At 69.3% G+C, this 21,251-nt stretch carries 23 protein-coding genes; 3 read left to right on the top strand and 20 right to left on the bottom strand.

The window, feature by feature from the left end:
* Positions 1-169: 169 nt before the first annotated feature.
* From ACIQNG_RS35490 to ACIQNG_RS35405, 18 genes are all read right to left on the bottom strand, one after another.
* On the bottom strand, positions 170-727 hold the full coding sequence (locus tag ACIQNG_RS35490) for a hypothetical protein (protein WP_401490907.1): 558 nt from the start codon (positions 725-727) through the stop codon (positions 170-172).
* Positions 724-1,122 (bottom strand): hypothetical protein, encoded by a 399-nt coding sequence (locus tag ACIQNG_RS35485; protein WP_401490905.1) that lies wholly within the window; start codon positions 1,120-1,122, stop codon positions 724-726. The genes ACIQNG_RS35490 and ACIQNG_RS35485 overlap by 4 nt, the downstream gene beginning before the upstream one ends.
* Positions 1,123-1,250: 128 nt before the next feature.
* The gene (locus ACIQNG_RS35480; protein WP_401490903.1) at positions 1,251-1,706 is read right to left on the bottom strand and encodes a Pycsar system effector family protein; all 456 of its coding nucleotides are present in this window, start codon (positions 1,704-1,706) and stop codon (positions 1,251-1,253) included.
* 24 nt (positions 1,707-1,730) lie between these two features.
* On the bottom strand, positions 1,731-2,204 hold the full coding sequence (locus tag ACIQNG_RS35475; protein ID WP_401490902.1) for an RRQRL motif-containing zinc-binding protein: 474 nt from the start codon (positions 2,202-2,204) through the stop codon (positions 1,731-1,733).
* An 84-nt stretch (positions 2,205-2,288) separates the two neighbouring features.
* The gene (locus ACIQNG_RS35470) at positions 2,289-3,044 is read right to left on the bottom strand and encodes an AAA family ATPase (RefSeq protein ID WP_401490900.1); all 756 of its coding nucleotides are present in this window, start codon (positions 3,042-3,044) and stop codon (positions 2,289-2,291) included.
* Between the two features lie 345 nt (positions 3,045-3,389).
* A complete protein-coding gene (locus tag ACIQNG_RS35465; RefSeq protein ID WP_401490898.1) occupies positions 3,390-5,618 on the bottom strand; it encodes a hypothetical protein in 2,229 nt (742 codons plus the stop codon).
* The gene (locus ACIQNG_RS35460; RefSeq protein ID WP_401490896.1) at positions 5,618-6,718 is read right to left on the bottom strand and encodes a hypothetical protein; all 1,101 of its coding nucleotides are present in this window, start codon (positions 6,716-6,718) and stop codon (positions 5,618-5,620) included. Before ACIQNG_RS35460 ends, ACIQNG_RS35465 begins: the two co-directional genes overlap by 1 nt.
* A gap of 107 nt (positions 6,719-6,825) precedes the next feature.
* Positions 6,826-8,106 carry a hypothetical protein gene (locus tag ACIQNG_RS35455; protein ID WP_401490894.1) on the bottom strand — a complete coding sequence of 427 codons (1,281 nt, stop codon included), beginning with the start codon at positions 8,104-8,106 and terminating at the stop codon, positions 6,826-6,828.
* A 5-nt stretch (positions 8,107-8,111) separates the two neighbouring features.
* Positions 8,112-8,393, bottom strand: coding sequence for a hypothetical protein (locus ACIQNG_RS35450; protein ID WP_401490893.1), 282 nt, complete (start codon positions 8,391-8,393; stop codon positions 8,112-8,114).
* A 1-nt stretch (position 8,394) separates the two neighbouring features.
* Positions 8,395-9,345 carry an NlpC/P60 family protein gene (locus ACIQNG_RS35445; RefSeq protein ID WP_401490891.1) on the bottom strand — a complete coding sequence of 317 codons (951 nt, stop codon included), beginning with the start codon at positions 9,343-9,345 and terminating at the stop codon, positions 8,395-8,397.
* 228 nt (positions 9,346-9,573) lie between these two features.
* Positions 9,574-11,220: an FtsK/SpoIIIE domain-containing protein gene (locus ACIQNG_RS35440; RefSeq protein ID WP_401490889.1), complete on the bottom strand. Its 1,647-nt coding sequence runs from the start codon at positions 11,218-11,220 to the stop codon at positions 9,574-9,576.
* 198 nt (positions 11,221-11,418) lie between these two features.
* Positions 11,419-12,597, bottom strand: coding sequence for a hypothetical protein (locus ACIQNG_RS35435; protein ID WP_401490887.1), 1,179 nt, complete (start codon positions 12,595-12,597; stop codon positions 11,419-11,421).
* 57 nt (positions 12,598-12,654) lie between these two features.
* The gene (locus ACIQNG_RS35430) at positions 12,655-13,035 is read right to left on the bottom strand and encodes a hypothetical protein (RefSeq protein WP_401490885.1); all 381 of its coding nucleotides are present in this window, start codon (positions 13,033-13,035) and stop codon (positions 12,655-12,657) included.
* Positions 13,036-13,140: 105 nt separating this feature from the next.
* Positions 13,141-13,386 (bottom strand): hypothetical protein, encoded by a 246-nt coding sequence (locus ACIQNG_RS35425; RefSeq protein WP_401490884.1) that lies wholly within the window; start codon positions 13,384-13,386, stop codon positions 13,141-13,143.
* A 120-nt stretch (positions 13,387-13,506) separates the two neighbouring features.
* Positions 13,507-13,680, bottom strand: a complete 174-nt coding sequence (locus ACIQNG_RS35420) for a hypothetical protein (protein ID WP_401490882.1) — start codon at positions 13,678-13,680, stop codon at positions 13,507-13,509.
* A complete protein-coding gene (locus ACIQNG_RS35415; protein ID WP_401490880.1) occupies positions 13,673-14,107 on the bottom strand; it encodes a hypothetical protein in 435 nt (144 codons plus the stop codon). The genes ACIQNG_RS35420 and ACIQNG_RS35415 overlap by 8 nt, the downstream gene beginning before the upstream one ends.
* Complete coding sequence (locus ACIQNG_RS35410) at positions 14,104-14,637, bottom strand: hypothetical protein (protein WP_401490879.1); 534 nt, start codon at positions 14,635-14,637, stop codon at positions 14,104-14,106. Before ACIQNG_RS35410 ends, ACIQNG_RS35415 begins: the two co-directional genes overlap by 4 nt.
* A gap of 218 nt (positions 14,638-14,855) precedes the next feature.
* The gene (locus ACIQNG_RS35405) at positions 14,856-15,608 is read right to left on the bottom strand and encodes a hypothetical protein (RefSeq protein WP_401490877.1); all 753 of its coding nucleotides are present in this window, start codon (positions 15,606-15,608) and stop codon (positions 14,856-14,858) included.
* A gap of 374 nt (positions 15,609-15,982) precedes the next feature.
* On the opposite strand from ACIQNG_RS35405, the gene ACIQNG_RS35400 reads away from it, so the two are divergent.
* The 3 genes from ACIQNG_RS35400 to ACIQNG_RS35390 all read left to right on the top strand — a co-directional run bounded on the left by ACIQNG_RS35400 (position 15,983) and on the right by ACIQNG_RS35390 (position 18,512).
* On the top strand, positions 15,983-16,720 hold the full coding sequence (locus ACIQNG_RS35400) for a GntR family transcriptional regulator (protein ID WP_401490875.1): 738 nt from the start codon (positions 15,983-15,985) through the stop codon (positions 16,718-16,720).
* Positions 16,721-16,914: 194 nt separating this feature from the next.
* On the top strand, positions 16,915-17,952 hold the full coding sequence (locus ACIQNG_RS35395) for an AAA family ATPase (protein ID WP_401490873.1): 1,038 nt from the start codon (positions 16,915-16,917) through the stop codon (positions 17,950-17,952).
* 8 nt (positions 17,953-17,960) lie between these two features.
* The gene (locus ACIQNG_RS35390; RefSeq protein WP_401490870.1) at positions 17,961-18,512 is read left to right on the top strand and encodes a guanylate kinase; all 552 of its coding nucleotides are present in this window, start codon (positions 17,961-17,963) and stop codon (positions 18,510-18,512) included.
* On the opposite strand, the gene ACIQNG_RS35385 is transcribed toward ACIQNG_RS35390, so the two are convergent.
* Complete coding sequence (locus tag ACIQNG_RS35385) at positions 18,466-19,350, bottom strand: DUF1932 domain-containing protein (protein WP_401490868.1); 885 nt, start codon at positions 19,348-19,350, stop codon at positions 18,466-18,468. The genes ACIQNG_RS35390 and ACIQNG_RS35385 overlap by 47 nt on opposite strands.
* 4 nt (positions 19,351-19,354) lie before the next feature.
* Positions 19,355-20,008 carry an HAD family hydrolase gene (locus ACIQNG_RS35380; RefSeq protein ID WP_401490866.1) on the bottom strand — a complete coding sequence of 218 codons (654 nt, stop codon included), beginning with the start codon at positions 20,006-20,008 and terminating at the stop codon, positions 19,355-19,357.
* Positions 20,009-21,251: the final 1,243 nt, after the last annotated feature.

Below are 21,251 nucleotides of genomic sequence, written 5' to 3'. Positions count from 1 at the left end.
CTGGTCAACTGCGGGCGCCCGGCGTGGCCGGGTCGCGGCGGGTCCTGGTCTCGTCTCGTGCGGATAGGATGGGCCCGGGACAGCAGTCGAAGCCGCAAAGCAGATGCTGTCCTGGGGTTGTCTGCGTCTCGCCTGGTTGGTGGGCCGCCCGGGGTAATGCGCGTCCGGGTCAGTGGTGCCTGGTCCCGCGCAGTTCGTCCACGCGGGTGGCGGTGCGCAGGGTGAGCTTGGCGAGCGCGACCAGGCGGCGGGCGTCCTCGGTCACGGGCAGGGACCAAAGGAGGCCGGCCGCGAACTGGGTGCTGTGGGCGGACAGTTCCCGGGCTGTCCGGGCGAGCTGTTCACGCTCGCGCTCCAGCGGGGTGATCGGGGGCTCGGGCCGCTCGGGCAGGGGCTGGTCGACCAGTCGGCCCAGGATGAGCGCGAGGGCGTCGGCTGCGGTGTCCAGATCGCCGTGGGCGAGCCAGCCGTCGATGGTGTCGTGGCCGCACAGGTCGGGGGTGTACGTCGCGAACCGGCGGTGGCTGAAGTCGTCCAGTCCGGCCGGGGCCAGCTCGAGGACCAGCCTGCTGTGCTTCCGGTCGGGATAGACGGTGAGGTCGCTGTCGTCGCTCTCGTGGGTGAAAACGACGGGCCAGTCCCGCACCGTCGGCTGTGTCCACGCGGGGCCGAGGACGGCGGCGAGGGCGGCGGTGAGGCGGCCGGCCGGGGTGATTGTGTGGGTCAACGGGACTCCAGCTCGGCCTGCGTGGCGGGCAGCACCCAGCAGTCGTGTGCGTGGCGGGTGGCCTCCTCACGGGCGTCGGCGCGGTGCGCGCGGCCGATCTCCCGGCCTTCACCGCAGCCGAGGCAGGCCCACGGGAACTCGCGGCCCTGGCGGCACATGGTCTCCCGCACGACGGTGAGCGCGCCGGCGCGGGTACGGATCCGCATGACCGTGCCCTCCGGGACGGTCTGGTGCGGGACGTCGTCGTGGGGGGTCTCCGCGAGGCGGACCCACAGCCGGGCCTCTTCCAGCATGTGCTCGCGGCGCTCGCCACGCTGTTGGCGGGCCGCGCGCAGCAGGAGCGCGGCCTCCTGGCTCATCTGTTTCTGGCTCATCTGTGTGTGCGTGCTGGTCACGGGTTCCCCTTCTGGACCGGGCTGTCCGGCTCCCCTTCACCACCCGGCCCCGCACGTGGCGGTACGGGTGGATCAGGCAGCCGCCAGTACCGGTCAGGTGCAGGACCGGGCGGGGCCCGGGGCCGCTGTCACAGTGCGAGGCCGGCGGCGGCCAGCGCGAGCAGGGCCAGGGCGGTGAGGCTGAGGTCGACCGCGCGGCGCAGCTGGAGGTACTTGCCGACCACGAGGCTGGACAGCACCCGGACCCGGGCGGCGCGGGTGTCGCCCTCCATGCTGGACCGGATGGCGTCTTCGTCGAGCCGCGCCCAGTGAGGGAAGGAGGCGCGGTCGTCGCCGCGGAGGCGGGGCCTGACGACCAGGAGCAGGAGCACGGCGGTGATGCCCAGGGTGAGGAGGGCGAGCGCGCCGAGCACCTTGGTCACGGTCGGCAGGTCCTTGTCGGCGACGGTGGCGAGTCCGGCGAGTACGGCTCCGTCGAAGGCCAGCAGCAGGGACGCTTTGCTGTCCGTCCGTGCGATCTCTCCGGCGACCGCGGCGCACGCGTCATCCAGATTCTTGTGCAGGTCGCCGCGCTGGGTGATCATGGCGGGTCTCTCTTCCGTGTGTGGTTATGCGGCCGGGTGGTGTGTGTCCGGCGCGGGGAGCATGACGGTGTCGGCGGAGGGCTCGTAGCCTTGTTCGCAGGGGTCGCAGCGGCCCTGGGTGCGCAGCGGGAGGCACGCGTAGTAGCGCCTCAGGCATTGCGGGCATGTCTGGCGAGCTGCCATCGCCCGGTCCAGGGCCATCTCCTGGGGGAGGGTGGGTGTGCGTTTGGGGACGGCCAGGTCGACGCGGTACAGCCACGCCCACCGCTGTCCGCCGCGGCAGATGAGCCGTGCGGCGGGGTCCTGGCCGCCGGGGCTCAGGCCGAGTGCCCGTGACTGGCGGCGGGTGGCGAGCCCTTCCGCCGGGACGGGTCCGTTCCCGCGTGCTGCGGCGCGGACGGCCACCGCGCCAGGGGCCTGGTTGTTGCCGAACTGCGGGAAGCTGCCGTCGTCATAGGGGTCGATGTCGACCAAGTTGCCGTCGGGCGGCCGGTCCATCACGCTCTCCGGGGGCCAGGAGGCGGGACAAGCGGCCGCGGAGGTCGTGTCTCCACGTGCGGAAGAAGTCGCCCACTGTGGTGGTCACCGTGTGCCCCCGGTGACCGGGGTGAGGTCGGAGACGAGGTGCACGGTGGTGAAGCCCTCCGCGTGCAGCCGGCTGGGGGTGGGCATCCGGGCGTGCAGGTCGTGCAGTACGTGCCTGGGTACGACGCGTTCACGCACGGCGTTCTGCGCCCGCGCCGTGGCGAGCGGCACGTCGAACAGGACCGCTACGGCGGGGCGCTGCCAGTAGCGGGCGCGGGCGAGCAGTGCGGCCCTGACGTGGGGCAGGACGTTCGTGCTGTCGGCCACGATGGTGCGGGCTCGGGCGAGGCGGGCGTCCAGGAGCAGGTTCTGGATCTGGGCGGCGACCGGAGTGGCCGACTGGTCCGCCATGTCGTCGGTCGCGGCCAGGCGGTACTCGTCCAGGCACACCCGCCAGCTGGGCGGGTACTGGGCGGCGAAGGTCGACTTGCCGCAGCCGGGGATCCCGATCAGCACGGCGAGCGTGCCGGGGTCGAGGGGAAGGTGGCGGCTGCCCGGGTTCAGGCGGGCCGTGGTGTCAAGCCCTGCGCGGGCGGCTGCCGCGACCCGGTCCTCCGTCTCCTGGACAGCCGCGGCGAGTTCCTTCCCGAACCGGGCGGTGTTCTGCTCCAGGTCGCGGTTCAGGTTCTCCGCCTCGCGGTGCGCAGCCTCCAGCCTCTTGCGCAGGTCGTCGCACTCGCTGCGGACAAGGGGGAAGGAGGAGGCAAGGTTGTCGAGTTCCTTGAGCCGGGACGCACTGATGATCCGGAACATGGCGGGGCTTCCCTTCGGGATGACTGCGGGGCTGGCGGGTGTCCGGCGCCGGGGACACGCGGCGGTGTCGGGATCGGGCTCGAAGCACGGTCCGCAGGAGTCGCGGTGGCCCTGGGTGCGAAACGGCCGGTCGGCCTGCCGGGTCTTCGCCCACGGTTCGAGTGGGCGAAGACCCAGCGGAGCGACCGAAGCATGAGGGTTCTGGCTGGTCGGGCATCGCCAAATGCGTCCCGGCCATGACGACCGGGACGCAGCGGGTAGGGGGCGGTGCTGTAGGAAGGCTGATGGCCTGTACCCCCGACAGGCTCGGGGGTACAGGCCATCAGCCTTCCGGGGAGCGACCTGTCAGAGGTCGGAGGGGAGTTTCTTCCCGGTCTGCGCGTCGTACGCGATGCCGGTGGGGGACAGCCTGATCTCCTGGGAAGCGACCCGGGTGCCGTCCTTCCAGTTCTTTCCGCCAACGGCCACACGGACCGTCACGTCAGCAAGGGGATCGGCCACCGGCAGCACGATCTCCGGGTCCTTGGGGTAGTACCCGTTCTCCCGCACCCTGCTGTCGGATTTCCCCGAGGCGTCCAGCCGCAGGTACCTGGCGTTGGGGTCGAAGTACGAGCGGAGTTCGACCACTACCTGGTCCCTGTCACTACTCCAGCGAGCAACGAGGTCGGCGTTCACACCATCGATACGCAGTTCAGCTCCCGACCTTCCCGTGTAGGCGTCGGCGGTGGCCTTGCGTTCCTCGCGCTGCTGCTCGATGTCGGCGTACTGCCAGACGCTCGCTGTGACGAACGCCAGGGCCGCGATCGCGGCGATGTAGCGCCAGGGCCACCGTGGAGTCCTGCTGGACGGACTGGCGGGTGTCTGCGGGGGGAGAGCGGAAGTTGGCTCGTGGGGCTCTGCCGGGACAGTGCTGCTGGTACCGGGCTGCTCGAACCATTCGGCGTCTTTGCCCATGCGGGCGACGGTAGCGCGAAGGCGGGCGGCCTGGTCGGGGTTCCCGCACAGATCAGCCACCTGGGCGCGGGTGGCGAGCCAGGAGGCGGCCTGGTCGGAGTTGATGCCGTACGCGGCGATGTCTTCCCGCTCTCCCATGGCCGCGATGTCGGCGGCCTCGCCGAACCGGCCCTCCCGCGCGGCCTGGAGGGCCATCGCGTGCCGGAGGTCCACGACGTTGTGCGGCATGTCCCATTCCCAGTCCTGCTCGTCGGCGTCCGGGGCGCCGGTGCGGCCGGGGCTGGTCGGTCCGCTGGAGTGCTCGCTTCCGTGGTCCCTGGCCGGGTGCCTTGCGAACTCCTCTTCGGTCCGGGCCTGTTCGCCGGGCCCGTAGCCGTCCGTGCCGTCGTCCTGTGCGGGCAGGGCGCCGGACTCCTGGCCGGTCGCCGGGTCTTCCTCGGTCAGAAGGGTCTGCTGTGCGTGGCGGCGGCGTGAGGACGTATCGGTGAGGTTGGCCTCGTCGTCGGTCAGGAGGGTCTGGATGATGTCGACGTAGTCGGGGCCGACCTTCCAGACGGCCTGGCCCGGACCGAGTGTGGGGATCGCGTCGATCGCGTGCTGGGGCAGGCCCAGCAGCGCGCCGACGGCTGCGGCTTCCTCGGGCCCGAGCCGTCCGACGTGGACGATCTCGCACAAGCGGGCGAGGTCCTGGGCGAGGCCGTCGCCTAGGTCGGACAGAGTGTGCATGACGGCTTCCAGGGACAGCGCGGCTTTGCGGCTGTTCTTCAGCAGCCTCTGGATCATTCCGGCTGTGGCCGGGGACAGCAGGATCTGCCATGCCTCTTCGAGCACCAGGTGACGGTGCGCGGCGGTCGACTGGGGGAGCCAGACGTGCTCCGCCCAGCACGAGACCGCTGCCATGAGGGAGGGGATCGCCGGGCTGGTGCGGTCGAGGCCGGTGAAGTCGAAGGACAGGATCGGCAGGTCGGTGTCGGGGAGGGACGCATCCTGGCCGTCGAAGATGCCGCTAAGGGATCCCTCGGTGTACCGGGACAGGGCGATGGCCGCTCCCTCGCCCCACTGTTCCAGCTTCGCGGCGGGCCAGCGGCCGTCCTGAGGGGAGACGAGAGCATCGACCAGACCGGACAGGCAAGTGGCCTTGGGGTGGGTGAGGGCGTGCTGGAGTGCGTGGGTGGCCTGGTGGCTGAGTGCGCCGGGCTCGACCGCGAGGATCAGCGAGCGGATCAACTGCTCGCGGACTGCGGGTGCGAACAGGCCGGAGACGGGGTTGAGGGTGAACTGACCGGCCTGGATAACCTGGCCGCCCAGGGCGTGGACGAGGGGGCGCCACTCGCCTGCGGTGGTGTCCTCGCCGAAGGAGTCGATGACGACGACCTGGTGGCCGTGGTCGCGGATCTCGCGGTGCATGCGCACCTTGGCGGTGGTCGACTTCCCGGAGCCGAGGCCGCCCAGCGCCAGCGAGTTCGTGGACGGCAGGATCGCGGCGTCGGTGAGTACGGGGGAGAGGTGAAAGGCCCTGCCGTCCAGCAGCGACCGGCCGATCGGGATACCGGGGAACCGGGTGCTGGACGCGACGAGGGGCACGGTGATCGCGGCGTGGCTGGAGGGCAGGCGGATCATCAGAGGATCGCCCCTTTCGCGGTGGAGGCTCCGTGCGGGCTGGTCATCACGTGAGCGCGGTGCTGCTGGCCGGCTAGCCAGTCCAGGCCGATGCGGTGCCGGTCGGCCATGAGGGAGGCGTGCCAGCGGGCGTCGGTGACGGCCTCGGGGCTGTCGCCCCACACCGTGAGGCAGGCGTCGAGATCCACGAGGGTGTCGCCGTGCACCAGGGCGCCGTGGGTGGTGCCGCTGGCCATCTGGAGGGCGTCCTGTTTGACCTTGTCGGTGGTGAAGGCTTCGGCGGCAGCGGACTGCCAGCGGGCGGAGCGGCGGGACTGGGCCGCCGGGAGCGGCCGGTAGAGCACTCCGATCGAGCAATCGTTGGCGAAGTGCGGATCTTGATCGGTGTGGCCGTCGCCGAGGAGCAGCCGGTGCATCAGGTCGCCGCCTGTGGCGTCGGGCCATCCGGTGATACGGGCGGTCGCCGCGTACCGGTCGTCCAGGCCGATCCAGCCGGGTCCGCGGCCGGTGACCTGGGCGACGGGGCCGGGCTCGATGGGGGTCAGGGTTCCCAGCCGCGCGAACTCGCCTTCCAGGGTGGCGAGGACGCGGGCGGGCTGTCCGGTCAGGCCCTTGGGGACGTGGACGGAGACGGTCTGTGTGTGGTCCGTGCAGTCCGTGCCCACGGTGGCGTGATGGGTGACATGCACCTGGACACCGGCGCTGCGTGCCTGTCCGGCGGCGAAGGTCAGCGCCCGGGAGAACGCCTGGTGGAACGCGGCCCGCCGCCCGGGGTCCTGCATGGTGCCGTGGCCCGGGTGGAGCGCCCAGTGGGCGGTAGCTCCGGGGCGGCCGGTCATGGAGGCCGGGACGGTGCGTTCGCGCAGGCTCCGGTAGCCGACGGCGGCCCAGCGGGCGGCCGAGCGCGGGCCTGGCGCCACGTTGAGGAGCGTGCCCACCGCGCCCACAGCGCCGAACGCCCACAGCGGCGGCGGGCTGATCATGGCCGACGCCAGGATCGCGGCACCGGCACCGGCGTTTGCCTTCGTCAGCAGGGTCTCGGCCGGGCTGAGTCCGCGCTGGAGAGCGGGCACACGGTAGCCGGGGGTCAACGAGTACAAAGCAGTTCCTCCAACAGGAAAGAAGAGGTGGGGGCGGAACAGGCCGGCCCCGGGGATCGCGTCACCCTGCCGAGGGCAGGAACGTGAACCCCGGGGCCGGGAGCGGCTTACGGGTTGCGGGGTTGAGGCGGCTGGGGAGGCTGGGTGCCGCCCTGCCCGCCCTGCCCTTGCGGCGCTGCGCCGCCTTGTGCGCGCGGCGTCGTGGCGCGGGGCCGTGCGCCTGCCGGGGGTACCCCGGCGTCCGTCCGTGCCTGTTGGCGCGCACGGACGATCTGCACGTTGCGGGCCGCGCGTTCGGTCTCCTCCCGGCGGGTCTTCGCGACGGCGGACTCGGTGGTCAGCCGTCCCGGCCGCTTGTCCTGCTTGACGCCGTAGGCGGCGAGCAGGACACCGCGGTCACGGGACATGGACCGGCCAGGGGTGTCCACGGTGCGCGGTCCGCGCGGGGTGGACTCCTCTTCGTAGAACGCCGGTACACCCGCGCGTACGACGGCCAGCGCCGCCGGGTGGGTGGTGTTGCGCTCCACCATCACGCGGGCTGCCCTGGCGACCCGGGGCCCGATGTACGGCACACCGTGGAAGATCATCCGCAGCATCAGGACGTCCGCAGCCACCAGCAGCACGGCGTCCATCACCAGGGAGCCCTCGGTGAGCGGCACGAACGGGCTGATCAGCAGCAGCGCGAACGGGGCGAACATCAGTCCCATCAGCCGTGAGGCCCACGCCCGTACCGCGGACATGTCACCTCCCCGGGCCAGAGAGGCCAGCACCAGGGGCGCCAGCCAGACGAACGCCAGGATGCCGAGCTGCCGCACCATGAAGACGAGCACGGCGAAGCCGAGAGCGACCACGAGAGCGGCGGTGATCAGCATGGTCGCCAGCGGGTTCCCCGCGTCCGTCCCCTGCTCCAGGTCGTGGCTGATGACGCCGAACAGGGTCGACTCGTTGCTGTTGAACGCGGCCGTGAACGCGTTGCTCACGGCCTTGTTCAGCAGCATCACCGCGCCGGGGACGGACGCCATGCCGGCCACGGCCGCCAGCGTCCACCCGGTCGAGGCCCCCATCTGCTTCAGACGGGGTGTGCCCTGCCAGGCGGTCAGGGCACACACGACGACGACACACAGGAAGATCGCCACCGCGAGATGCTGCCCGAGCCAGAGAAACGGCTCGTACATCCCGCTCGCTTCCTCCGGCGCCCACAACTCACCAGGGGCAAGCAGCCCTTTGATCGCATCGATCAGGTTCTCGGCAAGGCCCTTGACGTGCTCGGAGGCGCCTTCGGTGAGTCCGCCGCCTCCCTCGACGTCGGCCGGAGGCCCTCCCTGACCGCGCTCGCAGTACTCCTTCGCGGTACCGCGGATGCCGTCGCAGGGGTTGTTGTCGGGCATCGGGGTCAGCCCTTGGCTTCGGTGACGGTGGAGAACAGCTCGCTGCCGTACAGGGCGAGGATGACGGCGACGAAGAGAGTGCCCATGGCCATCGAGCCCTTGCGCAGGGCGCCCTTGGGGTCGTTGGACAGCTGCAGGAGCATCCTGATCGCGATGACGGCGATCACAGCGGCGATGCCCTTGGTGACGAGGCCGCCGCCGGTCATCCCGATGGTGTCGAAGAAGTCGGTGAAGCCGTCGCTCATGTCGATCGGCTCGGCCAGCATGAGGGAGGGGGACTTGGGCATTTCAGATCTCCTTGTTGTTCTGGGAAACAGGTCGGGCAACGGCGAACAGGTCGGGCATGGAATCCATGGGGGAGTAGCGGACCTTTGTGCCGGGCCTGGGGGCGTCGATCATCCAGCCGCCCCCGGTGTAGATACCGACGTGGTGGATGCTCGCGGCGCTGTCGCCGTAGAAGACGAGGTCGCCGGGGCGGACGTCGCCGGGTTTTACCGGCTCGGAGGCGGTGTACTGCTGGGCCGCCGTGCGGGGCAGACTGATTCCCGCTTTCGCGTAGGCGTGGAGGGTGAGGCCGGAGCAGTCGAAGCCACGGATTGTTATTCCGGTCTTTCCGCTGGGTGAGCAGCAGATACCGGTACTGGCGCCGTTCGCGTTGCCGCCGCCCCAGGAATAAGGGGTGCCGATCTGTGCTTTCGCCGTGTCGACGGCTGTCTGGGCCTGTGCGGTGGTTGCTTTTCTTCCCCTGGCGCCCGGTTGTGCGCCGACGAGCGCGTTGATCGACCGAACGTAGTTCTGCGTCTCGTCGTACGGGGGGACGCCGCCATATTTCTGGACGGCGCCGGGGCCCGCGTTGTATGCGGCGAGGATGTTGTTCTGCTTGCTGCCGGGCACGTTTTTGACGTCCTGGGCTATTGCGCAGAGGTAGTTCCCCGCCGAGGGGATCGCGTCTTCGGGATCCCATACATCGCGTTTCCCGTCACCGTTTCCGTCGACTCCGTATGTTTTCCAGGTTCCCGGCATCATCTGCGCAATTCCTTGCGCTCCTGCGGGGGACCGGGCGGTCGGGTCGAATCCGGATTCCTGGGTGAGGAGTCCGGCGAGCAGGTTGGGGCTGATGTCGGGGCAGGTGTTTCCCGCGTCCTCGATCAGTGCCTGGTATGCGGCGGGGACGGACATGCTGAGTGCCGAGCCGGCCGGGCTGTTCCCGGCGGCCTGCACGTAGGCGGTCACGACCACGGCCGCAGTGGCCAGGGCCCCGGCTGTGACCGCTGTGGAGCCTCTCAAGAGCCTCATCTCCAAGTTACGGACGGTATTCGGTGTTTCCGCAGGTCAGATCCGCCATGAGAGGCCGCCATGACGTTGCTTCAGACCGCCATGGGGCCGCCATGCGTGGCGGTGCCATGGCGGTCACGGGCGGCTGTGTGGCGGTGCCATGGCGGACCTCATGGCGGTGCCCGGAGGCGGTCATGAGCCGGACATCGCGAACGCGGTCAGGTCCTCCAGGCGGTAGCCGCGCCCCTGGGAGGTCTTGTGGGTGGGAGGACCGCCGAGCAGCTCGTTGAGTGCCCTTCCGCGTGTCGACGGGTCGTCTTCGAGAACCCCGAGCACGGGAGCAAGGTCCGGAGTGGTCATGAAATCCACTCCCTTGCTCTGCATCAGGTCGATGGCCCGCCTGATCGGTGAGCCCTCCGGGAGCGCCTCCATACTCCTGGTGGCTCTTTCGTCCACCACGTCCCAGATGAACTTGTCCTCGAAGTTGAATCCCCGGATCAGAGTGGACCGGCCCTTGACGAAGAGGACGCCCTGTCCCTTGATGTCCGGGTCCAGGAGCGCCGGGTTGATCGGTGCGACCGTTTCGAAGTAGGTGTCGCCGAGGGCGACCTTCGCGGTTCCGGATGACGCGACGTAGAGGCATAGCCGGTACAGGAATTGATCCCTGACCTGGACCGGGATTGCGTTCGCAGCCGGGCGCTGTGTCATCAGGATCGTGGAGATCCCGGATTCCAGGGACTTGGACACCAGGGACCGTGTCTTTTCTGCGATTCGCCGCGCCTGCTCTTTGCCTTTTTTCGATTCGTCGTGGGCGAAGAAGTCGGCCGCTTCGTCCACCACGAAGATGACCGGCTTGAATTCCGGCAGTGGCCGCCGGTCACGGATGGCTTCCGTGATTTTCTGGTACCGGCTGTCGGAGCGTTCGTTCAGCTCGTCCACGAGGCCCTCGAATACTTCCGGGTCGTCGGACGATTTGTAGTGGGTGGCGGTCTTCTCGAACTTGGTGAGGCCGCAGAACTTGCCGTCGAGGAGGTAGAGTTCGAATTCGCCGTAGGCGATCAGCAGGCAGGTGATAAGCCCGTTGACCAGGGTGGTCTTGCCCATCTGTGTCATTCCGGCGACCAGCATCGACGCCTTGTCGAAGGTGGGCACCCCGTGGAGCTGGCCGGTGACGTCGTGGCCGAAGGGGATTCCGGCAAACGTTTCGATCTCCTGGCGGGTCGGGGCCGGGAACGCGTGGGTGAACGGGGGTTCGTGAAGCTTGAGCAGCTTGACGAGGCGTTCGTTCTGGCGGCTGCGCTCCAGTTTCAGGTGCAGCCGGGTGACGCCGAACATGCCAGCCACGGTGCCCAGCTTCTTCTCGACGTCCTCGTACGTGCGCCCCTTGGGCACCGCGAACTCGTAGAGCGTTCCCGTGGGCACATCGGTGACCGTGGTCTCGTCGTCCCGGATGACCTGTTCCCGGCCGATGGCACCGGCCGTGGCGAGTGCCGCCGTGAGCTCCGGATGCGGCACGGCCGGCACAGCCCCGGCGGCCTGGACTGCCTCGCCGTCCTCCGCCTGGGCGTCCGGCGCCTGCGTGGGCGCTTCCTGCCTCAGGCTCACAGCGGGTTTCCCCTCGCTCGACCAGCGCCGCCTGAGTTCTGTCTTCGCCTTCCAGGCCAGGTAACCCAGGGCGATCAGTGCCCCGGCGGTGACGAGGACGGTGGCCGGCCATGACAGGCCGAGCTTGTCCTTGATCGCGGTGAGGACGCCGAACGCGATGACGAGCACGCCGATCGCGCCTGCCGCCTGTCCGTAGGTGTCCTCCGCTGCGGCCTGGGGTTTCCTCTTCCCCACACCCCCTCCATTCATTTCGGTGTCCGCTGGGCTTGTTGGCGGTGCTCGCCGGGTCTGCTCGCCGGGTCTGCGCGCGTGCGCGCTCGCCGGGTCACTCGCCGGGTCTGCACCGGTCGACTGCGTGTTGTGTTCCGGCAGTCGCAGCAAGGGCCAGCCCGCACCCGGGCTGGCCCTCACTGGTGGTGCCGGACGGGCGGGTCAGGCGTCCGCGTCCTCGGGGTCGTCCTCGCTCTCGTCGGCGTCCTCGCGGCCCTCGGCGGTCTCGGTGCGCGCGGGCGCGGTGGTCTCCTCGTTGGCCATCAGCGCGCCCCAGGCGTGGCGGACCCGCTTCTCGCCGCCGACGAAGCCGGCCTCCCGGAACGCGGCGACGGCCTGCCGGTACGACAGCGGCGGATCGTCGTGGTAGCGCAGGTCGCGCAGCACGACGCCGAGTTGCGTATCGGTGAGCTGTTCGCCGGGTTCGGGTGTGGGCACGCCCGCGACGGCCGCAAGGTCGGCGAGTGTGACGGCGTCACGGCCGCCGTCACGGTGGGCGTGACGGTCTCCGTGACGGCCGGGACCGTCCCCGTCCTGGCCTGCGTGACTGCCAGTGGCGCCTGCGGACCCGGCGTCACGGCCTGCGGGCAGAACAGGCGATTGGGGGCCGGAGGCGTCACGGTCGGCCGTGACGGGCAGGGCAGGCGCCGTGGGTGTCCACGTGTCGAGGTCCGGCAGCCCGATCGCCGCGACGAAGTCCGGCAGTTCCTTCTTCAGGACCGTCTTCTGTGTGGCCTCGGCCTGCCGGTGCAGGTTCTTGGTCATGGTCTGCTGGATCCTGAGCTGCGTCCTGCGGTAGCCCGTCTCGGCCCTGGCGACCCGGCGCTCCAGGGCGGCCGCGGCCCTCAGCAGTTCGATCCGGTCGGATGCCTCGGCCTCCATCTCCTCGAGGCGGTCGGCGACCTGCTGGCGTTTGCCGTCGATCCTGTTCCGCGTGGCGGCCGAAGTCCTGCGCCCCAGGGAGGGCAGGGTCACCCACCACGCGACCTTGGTCGCGACGATCGCCAGCGGGGTGAGGACCACGGCCAGGTCGAAGCCCCCGGTCAGGACCAGATCGGCCGTGGGAATGGCCGCGTTGACGGCCGTGAGCACCAGGCCGGCGTACTGGACACGCCAGGCACGGGAGCGGTTGTTGCCCGCCAGGATCTCCGTCGCCTGGAAGATGACCCACAGAGCGTCCAGGGCGCCCACGACCGGGACGGCCCACCCCCCGAACCGCGGTTCGAGGATCTGGTAGCTGACGTACACCGACAGGGCGGCCACGCCCAGGGTGACGATCCCCAGGACGCCCAGGACCGCCCCCCGCGGCGAACGGCCCATCCGTTTCTTGTTCTCGCTCAAGTTCTTTCTCCTTGTTCATGGGTTACGGCGCAGGCCGGACACCGCGAGGTGAGCGGGTCAGGCCGCCGTAACACCGGCCCTGGGGAGCTGCGCGCCGCAGCGGTGGAGGTCGTCCGCGGTGATGCCGAACTGGCGGCACCGGTCGAGCAGCGGCCGCAGCCGCACACCGACCTCGGCAGTCTCGGGCGAGCCCGCGCCGAACAACCGCTCAATGGCAACCAACTCGTTGATCACCGTCGCGGTGCGGGCGGCGTGCCGGAGCACTCGGCCCTCGCCGACCCACTCCTCCGCGATGACGTGGAGGGTGGTGCGCCAGCTGCCGCTGTAGTCCTGCGGGTCGATCGGCGGGATGTCGCTGCCGAAGATCGCGAAAGCGGCGGTCTGGGCAGCGGCCTCCGTGCCGGGCGCGGGCTGGAGCGGGGTCATCGTCGTGGCCATGTGGCCTCCCTCGACTGTGGTCCGGACTGTCCGGCTCCCTGTCACCGCCCGTACGGGTGCCCTGCCCCGGAGGTTGGGCGGCCGTACGGGCGGATCGGGCAGCCGTCAGGCAGAAGCGGCGGGCCGGTGGCAGGTGCCGTGGCCACGGGCGACCAGGGCGGCAGCGAGGTAGTCGGCGGCCTCGGCCTCGTCGATCCGCATCCGGTACCGGGCGAACGCGAGCCAGACGACCTGGGTGGGGGTGACCTGGTCCGTCGAGCTCGTCAGACTCAGTTCCGCGTCACGCACCACACGCTCCGCCGCGTTCATCAGACGGTGGTGCCGCTGCCTGGCCATCAAACTCTTGATCATGTTCTGCCTCCTCAAAGTCCGGGTGCAGCCGGACAGACGGAGCGGACGGGTACTCCCGGCGCTCTCCACCGCCCCCGCCCCGGCACAAGCAGGAGCGGGGGCGACGGGCAATGCCGGAGATCAGCGGCGCTGCTGCTGGCGGGTGAGGTAGGCGTCCTGCAGCCGGGCGAACGACTCGTACAACCGGCCGCCCGCCCCGCAACGGACAGCGTCCGTGCAGGTGGTGCAGGAGCCGCGGTGAGCCCGGTACTTCGCGTCGGCGGTCTGGTAGCGGACGTACAGGTCGTCAGCCACCGACACCCGCTCCCGTCCTGGCTCGGCCGGTCACCGAGGTACGCATCCGGCAGGCGGAGCAGTACCAGGACATGACCCCGAACCAGCCGCCACAGCCGGCGCACTGCTGCAACGGCATGGCTGTCGGATTCGGTACGGTCGGGATGACCACCCGCAGGACCAGGCGCTGGGAGCACTCGGTCTCATCCTGCTCCGGCTCGGGACCGAGTTCGTTGTCCTGGTCCTCCATGTCCTCGTACAGCCCGGCTGTCACCGGCCAGTTCCCGTCCCCTTGCAGGAGCCGCAGGACTGCTCCGCCTCCACCGGCGGACCGGGCGAGGCGGGCCTTCTGGCAGCGGCACTTCCAATAGCCGCACAGGACGCACGCGTCATTTGCCGCTGCCGCCCTGGACAGCGGGTTGATCCGGGCAGTGACCATGGCGCTCATCGGGCGGCCCCCGTCCCCTTGCAAATACCACAGGTCTGCCAGTGCTTGCGGGTCACACCGTCACTGCTGGTGTCAACCGTCTTGCCGCCCTTCCCGCTGCAGGCCCCGCAGGGCCGCGCCTCCCTGCCCTCGCGGACCAGGTAGTCGCCCTTCGCCCAGGCGGTGCCGATCGCGACCGGGTCGGAGGCCGGGCGCAGCACGTCCTTGACGATCAGCGCCCACTGCGCGCCGCGGCGCTTCAGCAACGCACGCGCCGATTCCGGGTCCAGGACCACGGCCAGTACCTCGAAGCGGCCTCCCGCCTCGGACTGGTAGATGGCCCCCGGGGACCTCGGGCCGATCTGATCGGCGATCACCCGGCGCAGCGCTTCCAGGGTCGTCGGATCGGCCGGCATGTGCTGGGAGGAGCGGGTGGGGTGGGGGCGGGCCGGAAGAGTGGAGGGCCGGCGGCCGTCGCGCTCGTGCGGGTCCGCCGCCGGCGGCAGGCCGGGCCTGTCGACCTCCGGCGCGGGCAATGTCATGCTGTGCATGCAGGTTGGTCCTCTCACGCGAAGATGGGCCTGCGACTGAGAACCCCAGGGTTGCGCCCCTGGGGTTCGTCGCATTTCCGGCTCCAAGTCGGGAGCCGGTAGCTGCTGTACGAGCAGCCACGGCCCGTGCCACCGGTCAATCGGGGTGGCACGGGCCGTAGTCGTTCGTCACCGGGCGAAGATCAGGTGTGCGTGGAAAGTTGACGAGGCGCCGAGACTCAGCTCCGACGGCTGCCCGAGGCCGCACTCCGAACCACGAAGCCGGTGCGGGTGAGGTGAATCGTCGGGACCTGGCGGGTGGCGCGGTACAGGTCGGGACGGGTGTTGCGCATCTGGTCCTGGGCGAGCCCAGCCATCCGGGCGGTGAGGCGGCGGCCCGCCTCACACGGCGCGACGCCCGCCTCGCACGGCGAGCAGGCCGCGCGGTGCTGCCGCAGCGCCGCGCGCAACTGCCCGTACAGGGCAGGGACCGTGATCTGACTGACGGCACGGATCCGCCCGCGCAGCTCGACCGCGGTGCCGCAGTGCCCGGACCTGCAACGCGAGCAGTCGTCCTGTAGGTGCTCGGTGAGCTGCTCCCGCAGGGACCGCGTGGCCGGGCTGATCTGAGCCGGTGCTGGCGCCACCTGCGGACGGGGCTTACGGACCGGGCGAGTGGTGCGCCGGCCAGCCGCGGTGCTCTCAGCGGTCAGCAACTGCTCGGCCCACTGCTCGGTGGTGATGTCGATGATGATCCGCTGCGCGCTGCCGGGACAGCGGCGCCCGCCTGCCGCCTTGTCGCCGAAGTAGCGGCGCGTCTCACGGTCCGGGGTGGCATCACTGGCCCGGTGCGGTGTGATCATCGAACGCTTGAGTAGGCGCCAGGTGTCGCAGTCGGCGCAGACCACCAGGCGGGGCTCGTTCTCACGGAGGCTGAGGTTCTCGGGCCGCATCTCGCTGGCCTTGACCGGGGGACGTCCGTTATGACGCATCTGTTGCTCCTGGGTAGCGATTGCGTTCTCCTTCGGCCAGGAGCGCGGGCACAGGGCCCGGCTCCTGGCCGGCGGGCAGCGCAATAGCTGCTGGTGGCTCACCTGGCTGTGCTCCGAAGGACCGCGTCGTACTCGTCACCCCGGCCGCGCATGGAAGCAGCGGACAGCCAGACATATGCAGTTGATCGCGATGGACACAGCGCGAACTAGACGTCCACACGTAGGTACATATCTCTAAAGCGAAGGTACTTGAAGCACCTTCATGGGAGTGAAGGTACACACATAAGGTCACGCAAGCAAGAGCTGTACCTTCATGAGTGCAAGATGTACCTTCGGTAGGTAAGGTCTAACCGACAGGCCGAGAGGAGCGCCGCATGCCGTACAAGGGAGCGGGCAAGGGGTATGCCGACGTGGCAACCCACTACCGTCAGCAGATCCAAAACGGCGAACTCGCGCCGGGTGACACTCTTCCCTCGGTAGCAGACATCCGTTCCGAGTTCGGCGTCGCAGCAAAAACGGTGAGTCGTGCGCTCGGCCTCTTGAAGAGCGAGGGACTCATCGCTTCCCGAGGTGCCCTGGGAACGGTTGTAACAACGTCGCCTACAGTGATCACAGGGGCCGATCGCGTCGACCGGATCGCAAGGAACGGTCTTCGCTACGCGCCCGGGGAAACCTCGGCTAGCCACCGAGTCATGCACCGATCGCTGGACGACCCCAGGATTTGTGAAGCACTGAACCTGGAACCCGGGGACGAGGTTGTCATCCGAATCCGAACCTTCCGTCAGGACGGTCAGGCCAGAACGGTTGGCGTCTCGGTTTACCCGCCACAGACAACTGCCGTTGTTCCCGAACTCACGGGCGAGGGCAGGATGGAGCGGTATTGGGCCGACCTCTATACCGAGCGGACCGACCGAGAGGTAGTAAAGGGCCAGCGCACGGCGCGAGCAAGGCAGGCATCGCAGCAGGAACTCGATGCGCTTGAAGTCGACGCCCCTGAGCACGTATCGGTAGCCGTACTCGTCACCACCCAGACCTTCCACGACGAGAACGGGCCTCTCGGTTATTGGGAGGACGTCTACGCGCCAGATACTCAGATGCCTGTCCCGGACTAGCCCTTGTCCTGAACTAGCCATGGCTCGTCCGACCATGTGGGGCCTCCACGCGTTGTCTGTGAGGGCAATCACACCTGGTGGAGGCTCGGAGGAACATCACGAACGGCTCGTCACTTCGGTGAACGACTTCCTCAACGCGTTTTCAACGACTAGCTACACACCGCATTTCGGGGTCTGTGCTTAGGCTCCGGATCATGGTGCAGACGGAGGAGCACGGGGTGGGCAAGCGCGCGGGATGGCGCCCGGACAAGCTCAGGGAGCACCGGGAGGCTCACGGTTTGACGTTGGAGGAGGCTGGAGAGAATCTGCGACTCGTTGCTGAGCAGGCCCAGTTGAAGGATGTGCCTGCTGCGAATCCGCAGACTCTGAGCCAACACGAGACTGGTGAGAGCTATCCGGGTCCGCCGTACCGCCGGGCCTACTGTCTGCTGTATCGCGCGACGGAGCCTTCGCTCGGGTTCCGGCCAGCGCTGCCAGGGGAGGAGACGCAGTTCGAGGTCAGTCCGCTGCCTGAGCAGAAGCATCGCAACGGGATGCATGTCATTGCCGTGGAGCGTGCGCTGACCCGTATCTCGGATGGCGCTGGGTACGACGGGTATCGCTGGCAGCAGCGAGTGATGGAGGCATGGAAGCGACGGCGTACGGGCGGGGACCCTCACCGACCGTGCCTCGTGGTGGTGGGGGGGTACGCCGGGTCTGGGAAGACTGAGTTCGCCAGGTTCATCACGCAATTGACAGGCTGGCCGCTGGTGGACAAGGACCCGTTGACCCGGCCATTGGTGGAGCCGCTTTTGGCCGCGCTCGGATCCCAGCCGCACGACCGACACACGGACTTGTACCGCAAGAAGGTGCGCCCTGCCGAGTACGCCGCGCTGATGCAGGCCGTGTACTCGCACGTGGCGTGCGGCATCAGCGCGGTCGTCACTGCCCCGTTCATCGCAGAACTCACGGACGAACAGTGGATGCTTCGGCTGATCAACCGATGTGCATCGCACGGAGTCGACGTGGCACCGATCTGGGTACGGTGCGACGTGGAGTCGATGCACGAGTACATCGCCCACCGCGGCGCGGCACGCGATGCGTGGAAGTTAGAGCGGTGGGACGAGTACCTGGAGACGGTCGACATCGGCCTGCGGCCCGTTGTCCCGCACCTGGTCGTGGACAACCGGATGGGCGCGGCAATCTCGCTGGCCGACCAGGCCCGGCAGGCGATCGGAGCGGTGCCGGTATGACGCGGGGAGTGATCCTGTACGGCCCGCCAGCGTCAGGCAAAGACACGGTCACGGCGGCGCTGGCCAAGGCTGACCGCGCGTTCGTACAGTTCACCCGGCTGAAGATCGGTTCTGGGAAGACGAACGGCTACCGTATGGGGGCCCTTTCGGATCTGACGGGCCTGGAGGCGGCTGGGGACGTCATCTACCGCAACGAGCGCTACGGCAACGTCTACGTCATCGACCGGCCCGGCCTCGACGCCGCGTTCGCGGGCGGAGTGCCGGTCGTGCACTTGGGACAGATTGTCGGGGTCCAGGACGTGCTCGCCAGGTACCCGGCCGACTGGCTGACCGTGCTGATGTGGTGCCCGAAAGCGGTGACCGAACAGCGCTCGCAGGGCCGTGGGGACACGGACACGGCGAAGCGGATCACGGTGTGGGAGGAGACCCAGGCCGATCTCGCCGCGCACGCCGCATTCCGTTTCGATCTGACCCTCAGGACAGACCTGACACAGCCTCCGCAGGCCGCACGGCTCATTCAGGCAACCCTGTCGCGTCGGTCGCAAGGTCCGGCGGCGTGAGCGGATTGGCGAGCTGGTCGAGGGCGGCATCGAGCGTGAGCTTCGTGTCGTCCTTGCTGGCCTGCCACCGTGCCAACGTGGCCGCGGCCGCGCGGAGCATCTCCGGCGGCAGGCCAGCGGCCGCAAGCGCGTCGGCGGCTTCCTCGAGCTCCGGGCCCCAGCGCCAGGCGCGGGCTGCGGTCTTGGCGACGTACTGCGGCTCGGCCAGGTACGAGTCGGTACGTCGGGATGCGATCTCGATGAGCTCCTGGTCGACGCCGTACTCACGGGCGATGCCCACGGCGAGCGCGACCAGGACGCGGGACGTCTTCTGGAAGCTCGCGTACGCCAGCTTCAACGCGGAGGCCCTGCCGATCTCCCTGCCCAGAGTCGCTGTCCGGACAGCGGTACTCACGAAGAGCGCCTCGATGCGCTCGGTCGCGGCGGTCGGTCCGGACAGGTACAGGGTCGGCGCCTTGCCCTCGACCGGTGGGGAGCCGACAACACCTCCGTCCACGACGGAGGTGTCCGGGCCGAGCAGCGTGGCGATCCGCCGCGCACGTTCAGGGTTGATGGCGTTTGCCTCTACGAAAACCCCTGCGAAGCGGTGCCCGGCAACGTCGCGGGCCAGGTCCTCTGCGGCGGCCGGCGGACAGAGGCTGATGACGATGTCGCTGCGGTCCAGCAGCTCGGCCAGCTCGGCTACAGGCGTCAGGCCGAACCGGGTGGCGCGCTCCATGGAGGCGGTGCTGCGCCCGGTCTCGCACCACAGGACCGCGGCCGCGTTGGTCGCGGCACAGGCGGCGACGGCCGCGCCCATGCTGCCGGGGTGGAGGATGCCGACGGTCGGCTGGTCCACGGTGTTACTCCCAGGTCTCGTTGAGCAGGATGGTGATGGCGTCGGTGACGTCGTCGACGACGTGGTGTGCGGCGGGGAGTTCGTCAGGCCAGGGGCGGCCGCGCAGCCAGATGGTGCGCAGGCCAGCCTGGTGGCCGCCGCCGATGTCTCCGGCCGGGTTGTCGCCGACCATCCAGCCGCCGCCCGCGAGGTTGACGCCGCACCGAGTGGCCCCGAGCTCGAAGAGGCGCCGGCCCGGCTTGCGGATATCCAGGTCGCCCGAGGCGGCGACGCCGTCGACCAGGTCGGCGAGGCCGCTCCCGGCGAGCTTGGCGCGCTGGATGTCGCCGGCCCCGTTGGTAATGACGCCGATGGTCCACGCGGCCGCGCGCAGGCGGGCCAGGCCCTCGTGGATCTCGGGGCGGCAGGTGACGGCGACCGCCATGAGTTCGACATAGTTGTGCCACAGGACTGCGCTGGGGATGCTCAGGTCGAAGGCGTCGCGGAGCCGGGCGAAGTCGGCGGCGTGAGCACGGTCGGCCAGTTCGGTGTGGAGCCATGGTTTGGCCGCTGGCGGAAGGCTGTGGGCGTGGCACAGGGCGGTCACGGCGTTGCTGAGCGCCGACTGCCGGTCGACCAGAGTGCCGTCGAGGTCGAAGAAGGCCAGGCGCTTTTTCACGGTGGCGAGCCTACTCAGGGGTTGTTGCGGGCTCGCGGTTTGTCGCGACTCTGTCGGGTCAGCGCGGGCGCATTGTATGGCGGCCAGGATATGTCCCCCTGGGCGGGACGCGCTGGGTGCTTATCGCCCCTCGGGCGGGATTCACAGATCTCCTTGAGCAAAGGAGCTTTGATGTGGGGTCAGAAGCTGATCCCCCCGTTGGAGGAACTGACGTTACGACCTGGGTTTTCCCGTCTGACCGGTCTTCACTGTGGAATGGAGGTGGCTGATTCGGCACCGCGGCAGCAAACTGCGACACGTACCACTTCGGGGTCTCGTGGGTCGCGGAGGGGGAGTATCGTGTCCCCGAGCTTGATCGAGAAAAAAATGGCCCCCGCGACCTTGGCAAGTCGAGGGGGCGGGCCAACGGACTTTGTGGAAGGAGTCCGGCGGCCTGCCGACCACCCCGTTTCAACCCTTCAGGTGATCGACATGATTCAGGGTACCCGTACCCGACCCCAGACACACAGCACCCCGCCGTGGTGCCAGCAGCGCGCGAGCGTCAGCTGGCCCTTCGGTGGGGTGTTCGCGCATCCTGCCGACGCCCCGTGTCGCGGCTCCTCTGGGGAGGCGACGACGTCGTAGCGATCTGAGGCGGCACCCGCTTCGCGGGCCCTAGGGCCGCCGGGGACGCTCAGCCCGTTGAGTGCGCCAACACTCCGAGGCTCAGCTATCCCCCTCTTCCACCAGGAAGCTCACCATTCCTGAAGGCTGTTCGACCGGCGCCAACCGGATTCGAACGGTTCTTTCGGTTCTCATCCAGGAACCTGAAGCCCACCAGCGGGGGCTTCGTTGTGCCGAAGGCGTGGCCCCCGACGAGGAGCCATTTTGCCGTACCCTCGCGCACTTTTCCAGCCCAGATACGACCGTTTCGCCCATGTTCGAGCTGTCGACTTCCACTCGACCACGCTTCCCGGCGCGCCGTTTTGCACGATTCACCCACTTGGCACCCGACTGTCGTCGGTACTGCGTGCCACGCGGGAGAGTGGCCAAGGCAACGCTTCACGCCCGGCCCGCAGACTCCCCCTGGCGGCTCTCTCGTGGGTCGGCTGGGCAGCGAGCCGGAAACAATCGTCGAGCCCCGTCCGGCCGGCCGCGCGACGGCCGCGCAATTCGAAGAGTGCCGACTGTTCGTCCTGCGGGCCTGCGGATGTGATCGTTTCCCGTTCGGCCGGAGGGCGTGGGGGAGGGGCTTGCGGGGCTA

Source organism: Streptomyces sp. NPDC091377 (assembly GCF_044757045.1).
Classification (GTDB): Bacteria; Actinomycetota; Actinomycetes; order Streptomycetales; family Streptomycetaceae; genus Streptomyces.
This window is presented reverse-complemented; position numbering and strand designations above follow the sequence as displayed.